This is a genomic window from Tardiphaga sp. 42S5 (assembly GCF_034044155.1).
Taxonomy (GTDB): Bacteria; Pseudomonadota; Alphaproteobacteria; order Rhizobiales; family Xanthobacteraceae; genus Tardiphaga; species Tardiphaga robiniae.
This window is the reverse complement of sequence record NZ_CP139027.1, coordinates 1,768,195-1,782,418: the sequence shown is the minus strand read 5'-3', so window position 1 is coordinate 1,782,418 and position 14,224 is coordinate 1,768,195. Positions and strand designations below refer to the sequence as shown.

Annotated in this window: 15 protein-coding genes and 1 pseudogene; 7 read left to right on the top strand and 9 right to left on the bottom strand. The window is 62.3% G+C overall.

The window, feature by feature from the left end; translation table 11 throughout:
* Nucleotides 1-152 precede the first annotated feature (152 nt).
* Nucleotides 153-986: a uracil-DNA glycosylase gene (locus tag SFY93_RS08320; protein WP_320446719.1), complete on the top strand. Its 834-nt coding sequence runs from the start codon at nucleotides 153-155 to the stop codon at nucleotides 984-986.
* 13 nt (nucleotides 987-999) lie between these two features.
* Here the strand turns inward: SFY93_RS08320 and SFY93_RS08315 are convergent, their stop codons facing one another.
* The 4 genes from SFY93_RS08315 to SFY93_RS08300 form a co-directional block, all read right to left on the bottom strand.
* Nucleotides 1,000-2,508: a glycosyltransferase family 39 protein gene (locus SFY93_RS08315; RefSeq protein ID WP_320446718.1), complete on the bottom strand. Its 1,509-nt coding sequence runs from the start codon at nucleotides 2,506-2,508 to the stop codon at nucleotides 1,000-1,002.
* 82 nt (nucleotides 2,509-2,590) lie between these two features.
* A complete protein-coding gene (locus tag SFY93_RS08310) occupies nucleotides 2,591-3,325 on the bottom strand; it encodes a ribonuclease HII (RefSeq protein ID WP_320446717.1) in 735 nt (244 codons plus the stop codon).
* Nucleotides 3,326-3,400: 75 nt separating this feature from the next.
* Nucleotides 3,401-3,853 carry a VOC family protein gene (locus SFY93_RS08305; protein ID WP_320447721.1) on the bottom strand — a complete coding sequence of 151 codons (453 nt, stop codon included), beginning with the start codon at nucleotides 3,851-3,853 and terminating at the stop codon, nucleotides 3,401-3,403.
* Nucleotides 3,854-3,970: 117 nt separating this feature from the next.
* Entirely contained in the window at nucleotides 3,971-5,134 is a 1,164-nt protein-coding gene (locus SFY93_RS08300) for a PA0069 family radical SAM protein (protein WP_175368747.1), read from the bottom strand.
* 204 nt (nucleotides 5,135-5,338) lie between these two features.
* Between SFY93_RS08300 and SFY93_RS08295 the strand changes: the two genes are divergently transcribed.
* Both SFY93_RS08295 and SFY93_RS08290 read left to right on the top strand, forming a co-directional pair.
* On the top strand, nucleotides 5,339-5,908 hold the full coding sequence (locus SFY93_RS08295; RefSeq protein WP_089262399.1) for a glycosyltransferase: 570 nt from the start codon (nucleotides 5,339-5,341) through the stop codon (nucleotides 5,906-5,908).
* A gap of 2 nt (nucleotides 5,909-5,910) precedes the next feature.
* Nucleotides 5,911-6,417 carry a GNAT family N-acetyltransferase gene (locus tag SFY93_RS08290; protein ID WP_320446716.1) on the top strand — a complete coding sequence of 169 codons (507 nt, stop codon included), beginning with the start codon at nucleotides 5,911-5,913 and terminating at the stop codon, nucleotides 6,415-6,417.
* On the opposite strand, the gene moaB is transcribed toward SFY93_RS08290, so the two are convergent.
* Both moaB and ypfJ read right to left on the bottom strand, forming a co-directional pair.
* Complete coding sequence (moaB, locus tag SFY93_RS08285; protein WP_320446715.1) at nucleotides 6,414-6,974, bottom strand: molybdenum cofactor biosynthesis protein B; 561 nt, start codon at nucleotides 6,972-6,974, stop codon at nucleotides 6,414-6,416. The two genes, SFY93_RS08290 and moaB, sit on opposite strands and share 4 nt — an antisense overlap.
* A 2-nt stretch (nucleotides 6,975-6,976) precedes the next feature.
* Nucleotides 6,977-7,915 carry a KPN_02809 family neutral zinc metallopeptidase gene (gene ypfJ / locus SFY93_RS08280; protein ID WP_320446714.1) on the bottom strand — a complete coding sequence of 313 codons (939 nt, stop codon included), beginning with the start codon at nucleotides 7,913-7,915 and terminating at the stop codon, nucleotides 6,977-6,979.
* Between the two features lie 240 nt (nucleotides 7,916-8,155).
* On the opposite strand from ypfJ, the gene SFY93_RS08275 reads away from it, so the two are divergent.
* Nucleotides 8,156-9,289: a site-specific DNA-methyltransferase gene (locus SFY93_RS08275; RefSeq protein ID WP_320446713.1), complete on the top strand. Its 1,134-nt coding sequence runs from the start codon at nucleotides 8,156-8,158 to the stop codon at nucleotides 9,287-9,289.
* A gap of 150 nt (nucleotides 9,290-9,439) precedes the next feature.
* Nucleotides 9,440-10,126, top strand: a complete 687-nt coding sequence (locus SFY93_RS08270; RefSeq protein ID WP_320446712.1) for a glutathione S-transferase family protein — start codon at nucleotides 9,440-9,442, stop codon at nucleotides 10,124-10,126.
* Nucleotides 10,127-10,179: 53 nt separating this feature from the next.
* On the opposite strand, the gene SFY93_RS08265 is transcribed toward SFY93_RS08270, so the two are convergent.
* Nucleotides 10,180-10,608, bottom strand: a complete 429-nt coding sequence (locus SFY93_RS08265; RefSeq protein ID WP_320446711.1) for a nuclear transport factor 2 family protein — start codon at nucleotides 10,606-10,608, stop codon at nucleotides 10,180-10,182.
* Nucleotides 10,609-10,699: 91 nt separating this feature from the next.
* On the opposite strand from SFY93_RS08265, the pseudogene SFY93_RS08260 reads away from it, so the two are divergent.
* Nucleotides 10,700-11,623, top strand: a pseudogene (locus tag SFY93_RS08260) (LysR family transcriptional regulator).
* Nucleotides 11,624-11,779: 156 nt separating this feature from the next.
* Complete coding sequence (locus SFY93_RS08255) at nucleotides 11,780-12,115, top strand: hypothetical protein (RefSeq protein ID WP_089262415.1); 336 nt, start codon at nucleotides 11,780-11,782, stop codon at nucleotides 12,113-12,115.
* Nucleotides 12,116-12,193: 78 nt separating this feature from the next.
* On the opposite strand, the gene SFY93_RS08250 is transcribed toward SFY93_RS08255, so the two are convergent.
* Together SFY93_RS08250 and SFY93_RS08245 are read right to left on the bottom strand one after the other, a co-directional pair.
* A complete protein-coding gene (locus tag SFY93_RS08250; RefSeq protein WP_320446710.1) occupies nucleotides 12,194-13,519 on the bottom strand; it encodes a methyl-accepting chemotaxis protein in 1,326 nt (441 codons plus the stop codon).
* Nucleotides 13,482-14,018, bottom strand: a complete 537-nt coding sequence (locus SFY93_RS08245; protein ID WP_089263626.1) for a PAS domain-containing protein — start codon at nucleotides 14,016-14,018, stop codon at nucleotides 13,482-13,484. The genes SFY93_RS08250 and SFY93_RS08245 overlap by 38 nt, the downstream gene beginning before the upstream one ends.
* Nucleotides 14,019-14,224 lie beyond the last annotated feature (206 nt).

The following is a 14,224-nucleotide window of genomic DNA, read 5'->3' as shown; positions in this document are numbered from 1 at the left end:
CTCGTCTCAGACCCGTTTCCAACCCGTTCAGAACGCTTCTAAGGGCTGTTGTTTCCGATTTTTGGCGGAAGAACAACCACCTAAATGCACAGGAGGCGTTTCACTGGGCGGCGATCCGGCCTAGATTGCTGGCATGCCTGTGACCCCCTCTCATGACGCCTGAACCCCACCCCAGCGTTGCGCAACTGCTCGCCTTTTATCTGGAGGCCGGGGTCGATTGCGCATTGATGGATGAGCCGGTGAACCGGCTGTCGGACGACCTCCCGCCGCCCGCCCGGGAGCTGTCCGACAGCGCGCCGAAGCGACCACCGCTGAATGGCATACCACCTCCGCCGCCGCGACCACCCGCCCGCGTCGAGGTCGCCCCGGACGTGGCGATTGCCGCCGCCCGCGACGCCGCGCGCACCGCGCCCTCGCTCGAGGTACTGCGTGGCATGCTGGATACATTCGACGGCTGCGCGCTAAAATCGACCGCGACCCAACTGGTGTTTGCCGACGGCAATCCGCAGGCGCGGATCATGTTTGTCGGCGAGGCACCCGGCCGCGACGAGGACATCGAAGGCCTGCCCTTCGTCGGCCGCTCCGGCAAATTGCTCGACCTGATGATGGGCGCGATCGGCCTGAAGCGCACCGACGTCTATATCGCCAATGTGATTCCATGGCGCCCGCCGGGCAACCGCACGCCGACGCCGCAGGAGACGCAAATCTGCCTGCCGTTCATCCAGCGCCAGATCGAGCTGGTGAATCCGGACATCCTCGTCACGCTCGGCAATCCCTCGACACAGACACTGCTGCAGACCCGCGACGGCATCATGAAGTCCAGGGGACGCTGGGTCGATTACGACACCGGCACCCGCAAGATCAAAGCGCTGGCGACGTTTCACCCGGCCTATCTGCTACGTTCGCCGTCCTACAAGCGGATGACCTGGATGGATCTGCGCGCGATCGCGAAGGCGCTGGAAGCGCCGTCGGGCAGGACCAGCTAGCAAAGGCGTTCGTCTAGGGCGCCTTCGGCCGGACGATCGCCCAGCCAATTCGCAGCAAGGGCTGCCGGCCATTCACCAGACGTTCGAAGGCGCGCGGCACTTCCGGCACGAGGTTGGGAAAGCGCTGCGCGATCTCCGCGGGCGGCGTGCCGATCGTATCTGCCGCGCGCCACACCACGACGCCGCCGGTCTCGGCGAACTTCGCGGGCGTGATCCATGGCGTGCGCGAAGGCACCGCATCGTTCAGCAGATGCGGCCGTGACGCGCTCATGCCGATCAATGCTGCGAGTTGCGCATCGCCTGCGACCGCCGACAGTGGACGATTGGTGCGACGTTCGAAACTCTCACCGAAGAAGCGCCCGATCTCGCGCGCGGGCAGCGCTGTGACATCCTCGGGACCATCGACCCAAGGCAGAATCACAAGACTGGCGAAGGCTGCGAGGGCCGGAGCGATGATGGCGAAGGCCCAGACCTTGCGCAGCACGCGCTGGCGCCGCAGCGCGATCAGATCGCCCGACGCCACGACGACGGCCAGACCCGACATGACCAGCGCAATGCCGGCGCCGCCGACAACGCGATCGAGGCCGTAAAGCGCGGCGAACAGGCTGCCGAGCAATCCCGGCGCGAGTGCGAAGAAAAACACATAGCCCCGGGCCAGCGGATCGACCGGTGGGCGGAAGATGATGGGAGCTTCCTCGGTCTTCGGAACGATGCGGCCCCAGTTCATCACCGTGAGAACGATCACGCCGGTAATTGACGCAAGCAGCCAGGCCATCAGCACGCCCCACTGCCGCGCCTGGCCTGCGATATCGGTCAGTTGCGGTGGTACAGGCACAATCGGTGCCCCGGCCCGGATCACCCACATAGCCCATGGCAATGTCAGCACCGCGATGACCAGTAAGGCATAAAGCGGGTCGAACGAAGCAAGGTTACGCCTGCCCCGCGATGTCGCGAGCCCGAAGACGAGTGGCAGCGGCAGCAGCCACATCGCATGGGGCGTGGTCAGCAAAAGCAGGCCGGCCTCGATCGACAGTGCGAACCAGGCATTGCGACGCCCCTGCCCGATTGCCAGCCAGGCATGCAGCAGGAACATCGCCCAGAGCGGACGCGCCAGGATCAGCGGGCCGAATTCGATGCCGGGCGTGCTAAAGGCCGTAACCGTCATGGTGAGCAGCACGGCGATGACAGCCTGCGGGCCGCCGACGATGGCACTGCCCAGCTGATAGACCGCGCGGAAGGTGAGGACGGCGCAGATCTGCGCCAGCAGATAGACACCGAAGACATGATTGCCGGCGGCCCGGAAGGCGATATCGGCCAACCAGAACGCCAGCGGCGGTCCCATATGGGTACCGACTTGATATTCCCGGCCATAGGCCAACACGGTGGCGAGATCGCCCGGCGGCCCGCGATACAGCAGCAGGGGGACGACGAGCCAGATCGCCGCCTGACACAGCACGACGATCCAGAACACCAGCCGCGGCCGGGCGCGGATCAGTTCGACGATCAGGGAGGTGAAACGCATTGAACGTCTGAACCGGCCAGCAGGGAATGAAGCGTGCTCAGGTGATACGGCGCAGAGCCAAGAGAGGCAACCGCCTGAGCGCTCAGGCGGATATATCGATATCGATGGTGGTGTGGACTTCGATCAGACCCGCCGCACGGACGCCAGCCTGATGACGCGCACGCGCCGCAGCAACCGGCGCGAACAGGCTGCGATGATGAATGCTGGGCCCCAGTTCATTCAGCGCGGCCATATGCTGCGGCACGCCATAGCCCTTATGGATCTCGAAACCGTAGCCCGGGCAATCCTCGGCCAGCCGGCACATCAGCCGGTCGCGCGACACCTTGGCGATGATCGAGGCTGCTGCGATGGAGAGCACCAACGCGTCGCCGCCAATGACGGCCTCGCAATCGGCCGTCGTATCGATCTTGTCGCGGCCGTCGACAAACACATGTTTCGGCGCGTCCGGGAGCGACGCGACCGCACGCGCCAGCGCCCAGAGCGAGGCCCGCAGGATATTGTCTCGGTCGATCCGGGTGGGTGATGCGTAGGCGACGGCAAAGGACGACGTAGCGCAGATTTCCTCGAACAGCGCCTCGCGCTTGCTCTCTGTCAGCTTCTTGGAATCGTCGAGGCCTTTTGGAATGTTGTTCGGGTCCAACACAACCGCGGCGGCAACCACCGGTCCTGCCAGCGGACCACGCCCGGCCTCGTCGCAACCAGCCACCGGCCAGATGCCTCTCTCCAGCAGCGCGAATTCGCGCGTAAAGCATGGCGCGACAACGATCTTGCTCTTGCGCGGCTTGGCGGGGGGCTTCTTTTTCGCATCTCGAATCATCCGGTGATCCTGCTGAAGCAGGCCAACACGCGCAACCGGGAACTCGGGATCGTGCCCGCTATTCAGATTGCCGCTTTAATCGTCCAGATGCACTCGCCGGTCGTCACCGACCTCGATCCCCGGTGCCGTCACCACGTCCCAGGCGTGCCCGTCCGGGTCCGCAAAGTAGCCGGAATAGCCACCGTAGTCAGTCTTTCGCGCCGGCTTCAATAACGATCCGCCGCAATCGACGGCGAAAGCGAGGACCGCATCGACCTCGTCCTCCGAGCGGCAATTCCACGCCAGCGTGCTGCCGCGAAACGCCTGCGGCCTTGGATGGTCAGGCAATGTCGCGTCCTGCGCCAGTTGATCCCACGGAAACAGCGCGAGGACGCTGGCGCCGGTGTCGAAAAAGGCAATGGCATCGCCCGAGCCACGGGCCTTTCGCGTAAAACCCAGCGCTTCGTAGAAGGCAATGCTCCTGCGTATATCCGCGACGCCCAGTGTGATCACCGTCATGCGCGCGATTGGCGCGGGTGGTTTTGTCATCGTCATGCGTGTCACTCCTGTACTCACTCTATAGATCGAAAAGAGGGACGTTGGCAGGCTCTGGTTTCCTGCCAACGTCCCCTCTCCACCACTCCGTACGCTGCGAGACCTGCGGAGTTAGAACAGATTCAATTGCTGACCGGCACCGGCCGGCTTCTCGAAATGATCGAGGGTGAGCTTCGAACGACGCTTGTTGAGGCCAAGCTTCGTGCAGGCGATCTCGAAGCGGCGACCGATCATCCAGGCCATCGGCCCCGTGCCCTTCATGCGCGTGCCCCATTGCGAGTCGTAATCGCGGCCGCCGCGCATTTCGCGGATCAGCGTGAAGACATGGCGATAGCGGTCCGGATAATTCGCGATCAGCCATTCGCGAAACAGATCGCGCACTTCCATCGGCAGCCGCAGCAAAACGTAGCTGGCTTCCTTGACGCCGGCATGAGCGGCGGCATCGAGAATGCGCTCGATCTCGCTGTCGTTCAGCGCGGGGATCACGGGCGCCACCATCACCGTGGTCGGAATGCCAGCCTCGGATAGCTGCCGCAAAGCTTCCAGCCGCTTCGACGGCGTCGACGCGCGCGGCTCCATGGTGCGCGCGAGCTTCGGATCGAGCGACGTCACCGACAACGCCACTTTGACCAGATTGCGCTTCGCCATCCGCGCCAGGATATCGATATCGCGCGTCACCAAGGCAGACTTCGTGACGATGCCGACGGGATGACCGGTCTTCTCCAACACTTCGAGAATACCGCGCATCACCTGACGCTCGCGCTCGATCGGCTGATACGGGTCGGTATTGGTACCGATCGCGATCATCTTCGGCTCGTATTCGGCGGCGGCCAGCTCCTTCTCGAGCAGCGCCGGCGCATCGGGCTTCACGAACAGTTTGGCTTCGAAATCGAGCCCGGGCGAGAGACCGAGATAGGCGTGGGTCGGCCGCGCGAAACAATAGACGCAGCCATGCTCGCAGCCACGATAGGGATTGATCGAACGGTCGAAGCCGATATCTGGCGACTCGTTGCGCGTGATGACCTTGCGCGCGGTGTCCGTCGCAACGGTCGTCTTGAACGGCGGCAATTCATCGAGGCTCTGCCAGCCGTCATCAAAGGCGACCCGGGCCTCGGCCTCGTAGCGCCCGCTGTCGTTGGACTGGGCACCGCGGCCGCGCCGCCGCTGCTTGTCGATCGCCACCGCGATCTCGGGAAAAGGGGAAAGCGCACCCGCCGGCTTATCGGAGGGCGCCGGGACCGGCGGGTGCTTGAGGGCAGCGATCTGGCGACTCATGAAGCCACGATAGCGCGCAGACGGAACAAAGCAAGAACATAAATAGGGTGGCACACGGCCGGGGCACTGTGCATTCTCCCGCCGCCTCAGAGAGGCGGCCGAAAGTCGAACCGCCCCGAAATTGCAGCAGCCACCGGTGCCGCATAGACTATGACGAAATGATAACGCGGCCACCCCGTTGTTGAGAGGTATTATCCGACACCCATGCTGAGCGTGATCATCCCCACCGAAGGCGTCGAACAGCCCGCTGTTGCCACACTGGCAGCGCTGGTGCCGGGCGCTGCTGCCGGTGTGATCCGCGAAGTGCTGCTGGTCGATCGCGCTGGCACCGATGTCATCGAACGTGTCGCCGATGTCGCGGGCTGCGGCTTCCTGACCTCGCAGGGATCGCGCGCCGCGGCGATGGCCGCCGGCGCCAAGCAGGCGCGCTCGCCCTGGCTAATGTTTCTCCATGCCGGCGCCGTGCTCGATGCCGGCTGGATCGAGGAGACCCAGCAATTCATCCAGCGCGTCTCGACCAGCAACCGCCCCCGCGCGGGCATTTTCCGCTATGCGCGCTCGCCCTATGACGAGACCAATTTTCGCGATGGCCTGAAGCACCTGGTCCGGATGATCACAGGCCCCAAGGCCGATCAGGGCCTGCTGATCGCCCGCGAACATTACGATCGTCTCGGCGGCTACGCACCCGATGCCCGGCGCTCCGAAGCGCGGCTGCTGCGCCAGCTCGGGCGGTCATCACGCACATTGCTCCGCAGCCGGATCATCGTCGCCTGACCATGGCCGCCCAAGCCCCCGATGCCGTTCGGCCTGCAGTGCTACGCGATCTCCAGCCTGGCGATATCGACTGGGTGATCCGCAGTCACGGCGAGCTCTATGCGGCCGAATACGGGTTCGATGCATCCTTCAAGGCGCTGGTAGCTGACATCGCCGCAGAATTCGTCGCGTCATGTGATCCTGCGTGCGAACGCTGCTGGATCGCCGAGATGAATGGCGCGCCCGTCGGCTCGCTGTTTCTTGTGAAGGCATCCGACGACGTCGCCAAGTTTCGGCTCTTGCTGATCGATCCCAAGGCGCGCGGACAAAAGCTCGGCCAGCGCATGGTGACAGAATCCATCGCCTTTGCGCGGCAATGCGGCTATCGCAGGATCGCGCTGTGGACCCAGAGCAATCTTGGCGCAGCGCGAAAAATCTATCAGGATTCAGGTTTCGCGCTGGTCGCCACCGAGCCGCATCGCAGTTTCGGGCAGGATTTGATCGGCGAGACCTGGGAACTGGTGCTCTAGACCGACGCGCCCTTCGCCTTCGGGCGTCGCAAATGCTCATCCAGCCGCGGCATGATCTCCACGAAATTGCAGGGCCGCGTGCGGTAATCCAGCTGCGCGGCAAGAATGCCGTCCCAGCCGTCACGGCAGGCGCCGGGCGAACCCGGCAGGCAGAAGATAAACGTCGCGCCGGCGGTACCAGCGGTCGCGCGGCTCTGGATCGTCGAGGTACCGATCTTGGCGTGGCTCAGCATGTGAAACGCAATCGAGAAACCATCCATCCGCTTCTCGAACAGAGGCTCGATGGCTTCCGGCGTGACATCGCGGCCGGTGAACCCCGTGCCGCCGGTCGTGATGATCGCGTCCACGCCGGGATCGGCAATCCATGCGCGCATGATCGTCCGGATCGCCTCGACATCGTCCGTGACAATATCTCGCTTCGCCAGCGTGTGACCGGCCGATGTCAGCCGATCCGCCAGCGTCGCGCCGGACTTGTCGTCGTCAAGCGAGCGCGTATCGGAGATCGTCAGTACCGCGATGTTGAGCGGCACGAAGGCCTTGGTCGCATCAGGCTCCATCGCTACAGCCGATCCGTCGCAAATGTGTTGCAGGCCTGCACGCTGCCTTGCTGATAGCCGGTCATGAACCAGCGCTTCCGCTGTTCGGCAGAACCGTGCGTGAACGAGTCCGGCACGACGCGGCCCTGTGCCTGACGTTGCAACGTATCGTCGCCGATGGCGGACGCGGTCTGCAGCGCAGCATCGATGTCACCGGCTTCGAGGAAACCGGGGCGCTTCTTCGATTCGCGATTGACCCAGACGCCCGACAGACAATCGGCCTGCAACTCGACGCGGACCTGCAGCAGATTGGCCTCAGCCTTGCTGCCGGCCTGCTGCTGCAGGCGTGTCACGCGCGGAATGATCCCGAGCAGGTTCTGAATGTGATGGCCGGCTTCATGCGCAATGATATAGGCCGCGGTAAATTTGCAGGCATTGCCCGAGCAACCGCGGAATTTGGTTTCGACCTGACGGAAGAAGCCAGTGTCGAGATAGATCTTCTTGTCGGGCGGACAGTAGAAAGGCCCCATCGCCGACTGCGCATTGCCGCAGCGCCCGCCATTGGTGGCATTACGAAACAGCACGATCTGCGGCCCGGTATATTTCTGCCCGCTCTCCTTGAAGATTTCGTCCCAGCGATCGTCGATCTCGCCGAGCACGCCGGAGATCATGCTGCCCATCTCGTCGGTGGGTGCGCCTGATTTCGTCGGCGTCGAGCGCCGATCGGTCTGATAGGTCGGCGCCTGCTGGCCGCCGGTGAGAATTTCTGCACCGCCAATCAAAATGCGCGGATCGATGCCGAACGCCCAGCCAACGAGGCCAAGCACAATCACCGTGCCTATGCCGAGACCGCCGCCGCCACCGGGAATACCGAAACCGCCGCCCCCGCCACCATATCCGCCACCGCTGTCGTCACGACGGTCATCGATATTATCGCTGCGACGGAAGTCATCGTAACGCATGGGGCAATTCCTTCATTTCAATTCGCAGCATTTTAGACGAGTTGCAGACGATCCCGCACACATAACGCAGTTGCGACGCAAAATTTCCATTGCATTAAGCATTACCCTGCCCGGCAAAACTTGCCTAGTTCGAACTCGTTACCAATTAAGTCGATTTTTACTTTGCGCGGTCAATGTCTGCCTGTCGGTTGTTTAGTCCCGCGTCGCCGACAGCGTCGCCTGAGTCAGAGTAATTGAGTCATGGTTGTTTCGCGTCGCGGGGCGTCTGCAAGGGCGCCCCGCTCTCACTTCGAAACCTCTCCGAGCAGCAGCATCGTCATTGGTGATTGCGTCGCAGAGATGTCAAAACTCCCGGCAGGGTCGGTCGATCTGGTGTTCGCAGATCCACCGTACAATCTGCAGCTGAAGGGCGATCTCAAACGCCCCGATGAATCCCATGTCGATGCGGTCACCGATGACTGGGACAAGTTCTCGTCATTCGCCGCCTATGACGACTTCACGCGTGCGTGGCTCCTGGCTGCACGCCGCATCATGAAGCCGTCGGCGACCCTCTGGGTGATTGGCTCCTATCACAACATTTTCCGCGTCGGCGCGATCATGCAGGACCTCGGCTTCTGGGTCCTCAACGATATCGTGTGGCGCAAATCGAATCCGATGCCGAATTTCCGCGGCCGTCGTTTCACCAATGCGCATGAGACCATGATCTGGGCTGCGCGCGACGAGAACGCCAAGGGCTACACGTTCAATTACGAAGCCCTCAAGGCCGCCAATGAAGACGTGCAGGCGCGTTCCGACTGGCTGATCCCACTCTGCACCGGTGACGAACGCCTGAAGGGCTCGGACGGCAAGAAGGTTCACCCGACCCAGAAGCCGGAAGGCCTGCTGGCCCGCGTGCTGCTGTCGTCGTCGAAGCCCGGCGACCTCGTCATCGATCCGTTCAACGGCACCGGCACCACTGGCGCTGTCGCCAAGCGCCTTGGCCGCAATTACATCGGCTTCGAACGCGACCGCGATTACGCCGCCGCTGCCGAAGCACGCATCGCCGCGATCGAGCCGCTGCCCGAGGCAACACTGGCACCGTTCATGACCGCCCGCAGCGCGCCCCGCGTGGCGTTCTCCGAACTGGTCGAGCGTGGCATGATCTCGCCCGGCACCAAGCTGGTCGATCTCAAGAAGCGTCATGGCGCACTGGTGCGCGCCGACGGCGCCATCATGTTCGGCGACAAGGTCGGCTCGATCCATCGCATGGGCGCGATGGCCCAGGGCTCCGCCTCCTGCAACGGCTGGACGTTCTGGCACGTCGAGACCAAGAAGGGCCTGCGCCTGATCGACGAACTCCGCGCCGAAATCCGCAGCGAGATGGGCGCGGTCTAAAGTCCCCGCCCGTGCCAACCGGCCGGACGCATGCGCCCGGCCTTCGTCAAAACATCGCTTGCACTCTCCCTGAATTCCAAGCACGAGACAACGGTCCGCATCAGCGGCCCCGCCTCGTGCTTTGACGTATGAAATCCAGGGAGATTTGAGATGCTGAAGTTTTACTTCAACGGGTCGCCAAACCCGACCAAGGTTGCGCTGTTTCTCGAAGAGGCCGGCCTGGCCTATGAGCCGATCGCCATCGACACCCGCACCGGCGCGCAGTTCAATCAGGACTTCCTCAAGGTCAATCCGAACGGCAAGGTGCCGGCGATCGACGACGACGGCGTCAAGGTGTTCGACAGCAACGCCATCCTGCTCTACCTCGCCGAGAAGACCGACAAATTCCTGCCCGCCAACACCCCGGCCAATCGCGGCGAGATGCTGTCCTGGCTGATGTTCGTTGCCACCGGCGTCGGTCCGTTCTTCGGCCAGGCCGTGCACTTCAAGCATTTCGCGCCCGAGAAGGTCGACTACGCGCATAACCGCTATCAGTTCGAGGCGAAACGCCATCTCGGCGTGCTCAACGACCGCCTGGCCGGCCGGCAATATATGGTCGGCGACACCTACACGATCGTCGACATGGACGTCTGGGGCTGGGTGCGGATGACCAACTTCATTCTCGGCGACGAGGGCTTTGCCCAATTCCCCAACGTAAAGCGCCTGCATGATGAGATCTCGGCACGCCCGGCCGCAGCGAAGGCTGTCGCCCTGAAGGACACATTCAAGTTCAAGGCCGAGATGGACGACGAAGCCCGCGCCGCCATGTTCAAACATCTCGCCACCAGCGCAGCCTGATCACGAGGCATCCAACGAATGCCGGGCGCAGTAATGCGCCCGGCATCTTTGTGTCAGGCAGGAACGTGCGCCATTTCCTCCGGAAAAGGCCCCAGCACCCGTTCCACCAGCGCAGTGTCGCAATATTCCTTGATCACGGTGATCTTGCCGTTCTCGACACGCCACACCATGCAATAGTCGTTGTCGTAACGATCGCCGGTCTTGGTGACATTGTCGCCCTTGGCCTCGACCACCACCAGATTGCCTTCCGCAATGAAATTGGACGCGACCGTGCGCGGTCGAATGTCGAACAGCGACCTGAAATGTCCCATGAGGCCATTGAGGATCGCATCCTTCCCCTTGAAAGTGCGTCCCCAGGAATACTGACCGACGACGATCCAGCACGCGTCATCGGCGAGGTGATCGGCGAAGGTCGTGCCGCTGCGGTTGGCTGAATCGCTGTAAACCTGCTGGATAAGCTTCTTGTTGTCTGCCGTGCTCATTGTTCTGCTCCATCGCTTGAACGATGACGCAGTATGGGTTGGACAATCCCCATTCTTCCAATCGATAGTCTGTATGATATATATTCACTCCATGAATTTGGCAGCGCTCGATCTCAACCTGCTGGTCGCGCTCGATGCATTGCTGCGCGAGAGCAATGTCGGCCGCGCCGCGATGCGGGTTGGCCTGTCGCAGCCAGCGACCAGTCACGCGCTGCGCCGGCTCCGTGACGTTCTCGGCGATCCCCTGCTCGTCCGCGTCGGCGCCCACATGGAGCTGACGCCGCGCGCACAGGCCCTGCGCGGTCCACTCGCCCAGACACTGGAACAGGTGCGCGGACTGTTCATTCCGGATGTCTTCGATGCCCGCCAGAGCGACCGGCACTTTCGGCTGATGATGCCGGATCTGGCCGTCGAACTGCTGATGCCGCCATTGATGAAGAAGCTCGACAGCGTCGCGCTGGGCGTCCGGATCAACGTCGTGCCATGGCGCGGCCCGTCGATCATGACGGCGGAATTCGCCCGCAGCCTCGACATGGTGATCAGCATCGGCAACGCCTTCAATGGTTTCCATCGCCAGTTGCTCTATGTCGATTCCGACGCCCTTGCCGTCCGCAAGGGCCATCCGGCAGCGGCACGCCTGAAGACGACCGAGGGATTTCTCAAAGCCCGCCATGTCGCCGTGGTGCTCCGCGGCCAGAGCTAAGATCTGATCGACGACTGGCTGCGCAGCAAGAAACTGGAGCGGCAGATTGCCCTCGTCGTCCCGAGCTATATCGAGGCGCTGCATGTTGCGGCGCGCACCGATCTCGTGGCCTTTGTGCCGCGACGCCTGATCGCCGCATTGGCTCAGCCGCTATCGCTCACAATCATTGCCCCACCGCTCGATCCCGGCATCGACGAACAATTCATGTTCACGCCGACACGCGCGCAATTCGATTCCGGATCGATCTGGCTCCGCAAGATCATGCTGGAGACCGGCCGCGAACTCGACCCGCCAAAGCGCCGCACGGCCTGACGCAGCGCGCCTCGGTCAATTTTGCCGGCAAAGCTTGCCGGCAGGCAACGCCTGATAGCAACTACAAATACCTAACCGCTTATGATTTCTGAATATTTCTGATGGCCTGATTTTTGCGTAGTGGGTCGCGAACATCTCACAGCAAGAGAAATTCAGATGTCGAACTCCATTATCTCCAGCATGCAGTCCTTCAAGCTTCCGACCAGACTGCAGCCATCCGACAAGGCCGAGAGCGGCCTCGGCAATGCAACAGCGATAGCAAAATCGCCGGAAGAGAAATTCCTCGACTACGCGAAAAAGACGCCAGCAGAAAAAATGCGCGATGCGCTGCTGTCGAGCATCGGCGTAACGGAAGAAGAATTGAACAACATGTCGCCGGAGCAACGCCGGGAGGTCGAGCAGAAGATTGCCGACAAGATCAAGGAGGCCGTGAACAAGAAGACGGAGAATGGCGGCAGCGCCAGCGGCTTCTTCACGGATATCAGCGCCTAACAGGCGCGCCTTTCACCACAAACGAAATTGGCGCCGCAACGGCGCCAATTCCAGATTATTCGAAATGAGCCGACGCGATCAGCGCGCGGCAGCCTGGCGTACCAGATTTTGCCGGGCCTCGCCGAGATAGCCGCGGATTTCCTTGGTCAGCAATCCCGACTGCGACGACAGATCGCCCGATGCCACCATGGTCGATGTGGCGAGTTGTTCGGTGTCCTTGGCGGTGGTTGCCAGCGACTGGATGTTGGTTGAAATCTCGCGCACCACGGCGAAGGCCTCGTCGATGTTGCGCGCGATATCGGCCGTTGCCGCCGACTGCGCTTCCGAGGCACTCGCGACCTTGCCGGTGATCTCGTTCACTTCCGCAATCACGGTGCCGATCTCGGTGATCGACGAGGAGACCTTGTCGGTGGCCGACTGAACCTGACCGATTTCCTTCTCGATCTCGGCGGTAAAGTTGGCGGTCTGTGTCGCCAGTGCCTTCACTTCATGCGCCACCACTGCGAAACCACGACCGGCATCGCCTGCGCGGGCCGCTTCGATCGTTGCGTTCAGCGCCAGCAGATTGGTCTGGCTGGCGATCACATTGATTGAGGTCACGACTTCACTGATGCGTACGGCGACAGCGCGAAGCACATCGACATTGCTGGCTGCATCGGCGACACGTTCGACCGCTCGGCCGGCAATCGCCGCCGAGCGATTGACGTCGGCGCCCACTTCGCTGGCGCTGGACGACAGTCGCGCCGTGGCCGAAGCCACCGATTGCATGTTGGCGGACGCCTGTTCGGATGCCGCCGCTACCGAGGTGACACGGGTCAATGTCGAGGATGCGCCAGTCCGCAGATTGCCTGCGGTGCTGCTCATCTCGACCGCGCCGCTGTCGAGTGCGGATACGATGCCGCCCACGGTGGACTCGAGCTGGCTGGTCTGGCGCTCGAAATTCCGGATGCGGTCGGCGATGTTGTCGGTCGCCGCGTTCATCGCTTTCGCGCCGTGCAGCAGGCCACCATGCAATCCGCCTGGCAGGATGCGCCGGTAATATTTATTGTCGTTAAGCGCCGCCATCGCCGCGGTGGATTCACGCACGAAGGCGTCGCAGCCGTCGATCATGTCATTGACGCTGTGCAGCAACTCGCCGGTCACGCCGCGTACCGGGATTCCAAGGATACGGGCCTCGAAATCACCCTGCGCGATGCGCTGGCAGGCGACGCGTGCCTTCTCGATCAGGCGCGCCGTCTTGCCCATCAGGACAAGCGCGACAACGGCCGCTGCGATCGCGATGACCTGACAGACCATGGCCGCGAGCGGAAGACCGAAGAACTGAAGCACCAGAGCAAGCGCAGAGCCGGCAATGACGACGAGCGTGCTAAGCTGCGCTCTTGAGAGAAAACATAAGTTCGTCATAGCTGACTTTCTGGGATGCAACGAAATCGGTAAGGGCCTTGTAGCCGGCGGCGAGGGATTCCTTGCCGTTCACGTGCCGCTTCTCGATTGCCAGCACGTCGGCATATACAGGCGCGATCGTCTTCTTGATGAGATCCGGCGGCGGCACGCGGCGATTGGAATGATAGCCGGCGATCTTGCCATCGAGGCCATAGGACGGCGTGACATGGGCGAAGACCCAGTAGTGATCGCCATTGCTCGCCATGTTTTTCACAAAGGCGAAAATCTCGCGGCGTTCCTCGACTGTGTCCCAGAGCAGCTTGAAGACGCTGCGCGGCATATCGGGATGACGGATCAGGCTGTGCGGCTGGCCCAGCAACTCGGCTTCGGTATAGCCGGCCATCTTGCAGAACAGACGATTCACATAGGTCATGCGACCCTTGAGATCCGTCTTGGATACGATGAGCTCCGATGCCGGAAAGAAAGTCTCGCGGCCGCTCGGCTTAATCTGGTTGGACATCATTGACCTGTCGGTGACCGATTCACCCAAAAACTAGTGCCACCGGTATTAGGGAACGCGGCTGAATTTTGCGTTAAGGTTCTGTCCACCATGAATTCGCTGCCGGCGGACGATCCGGACGCGTTTTTCCGTCGCGATCGTCCCAGTTGCCGCCATCGCCTCTCCCGTGCCATGACCTCGATCAAATCGAGGGGGAGGCAACAAAA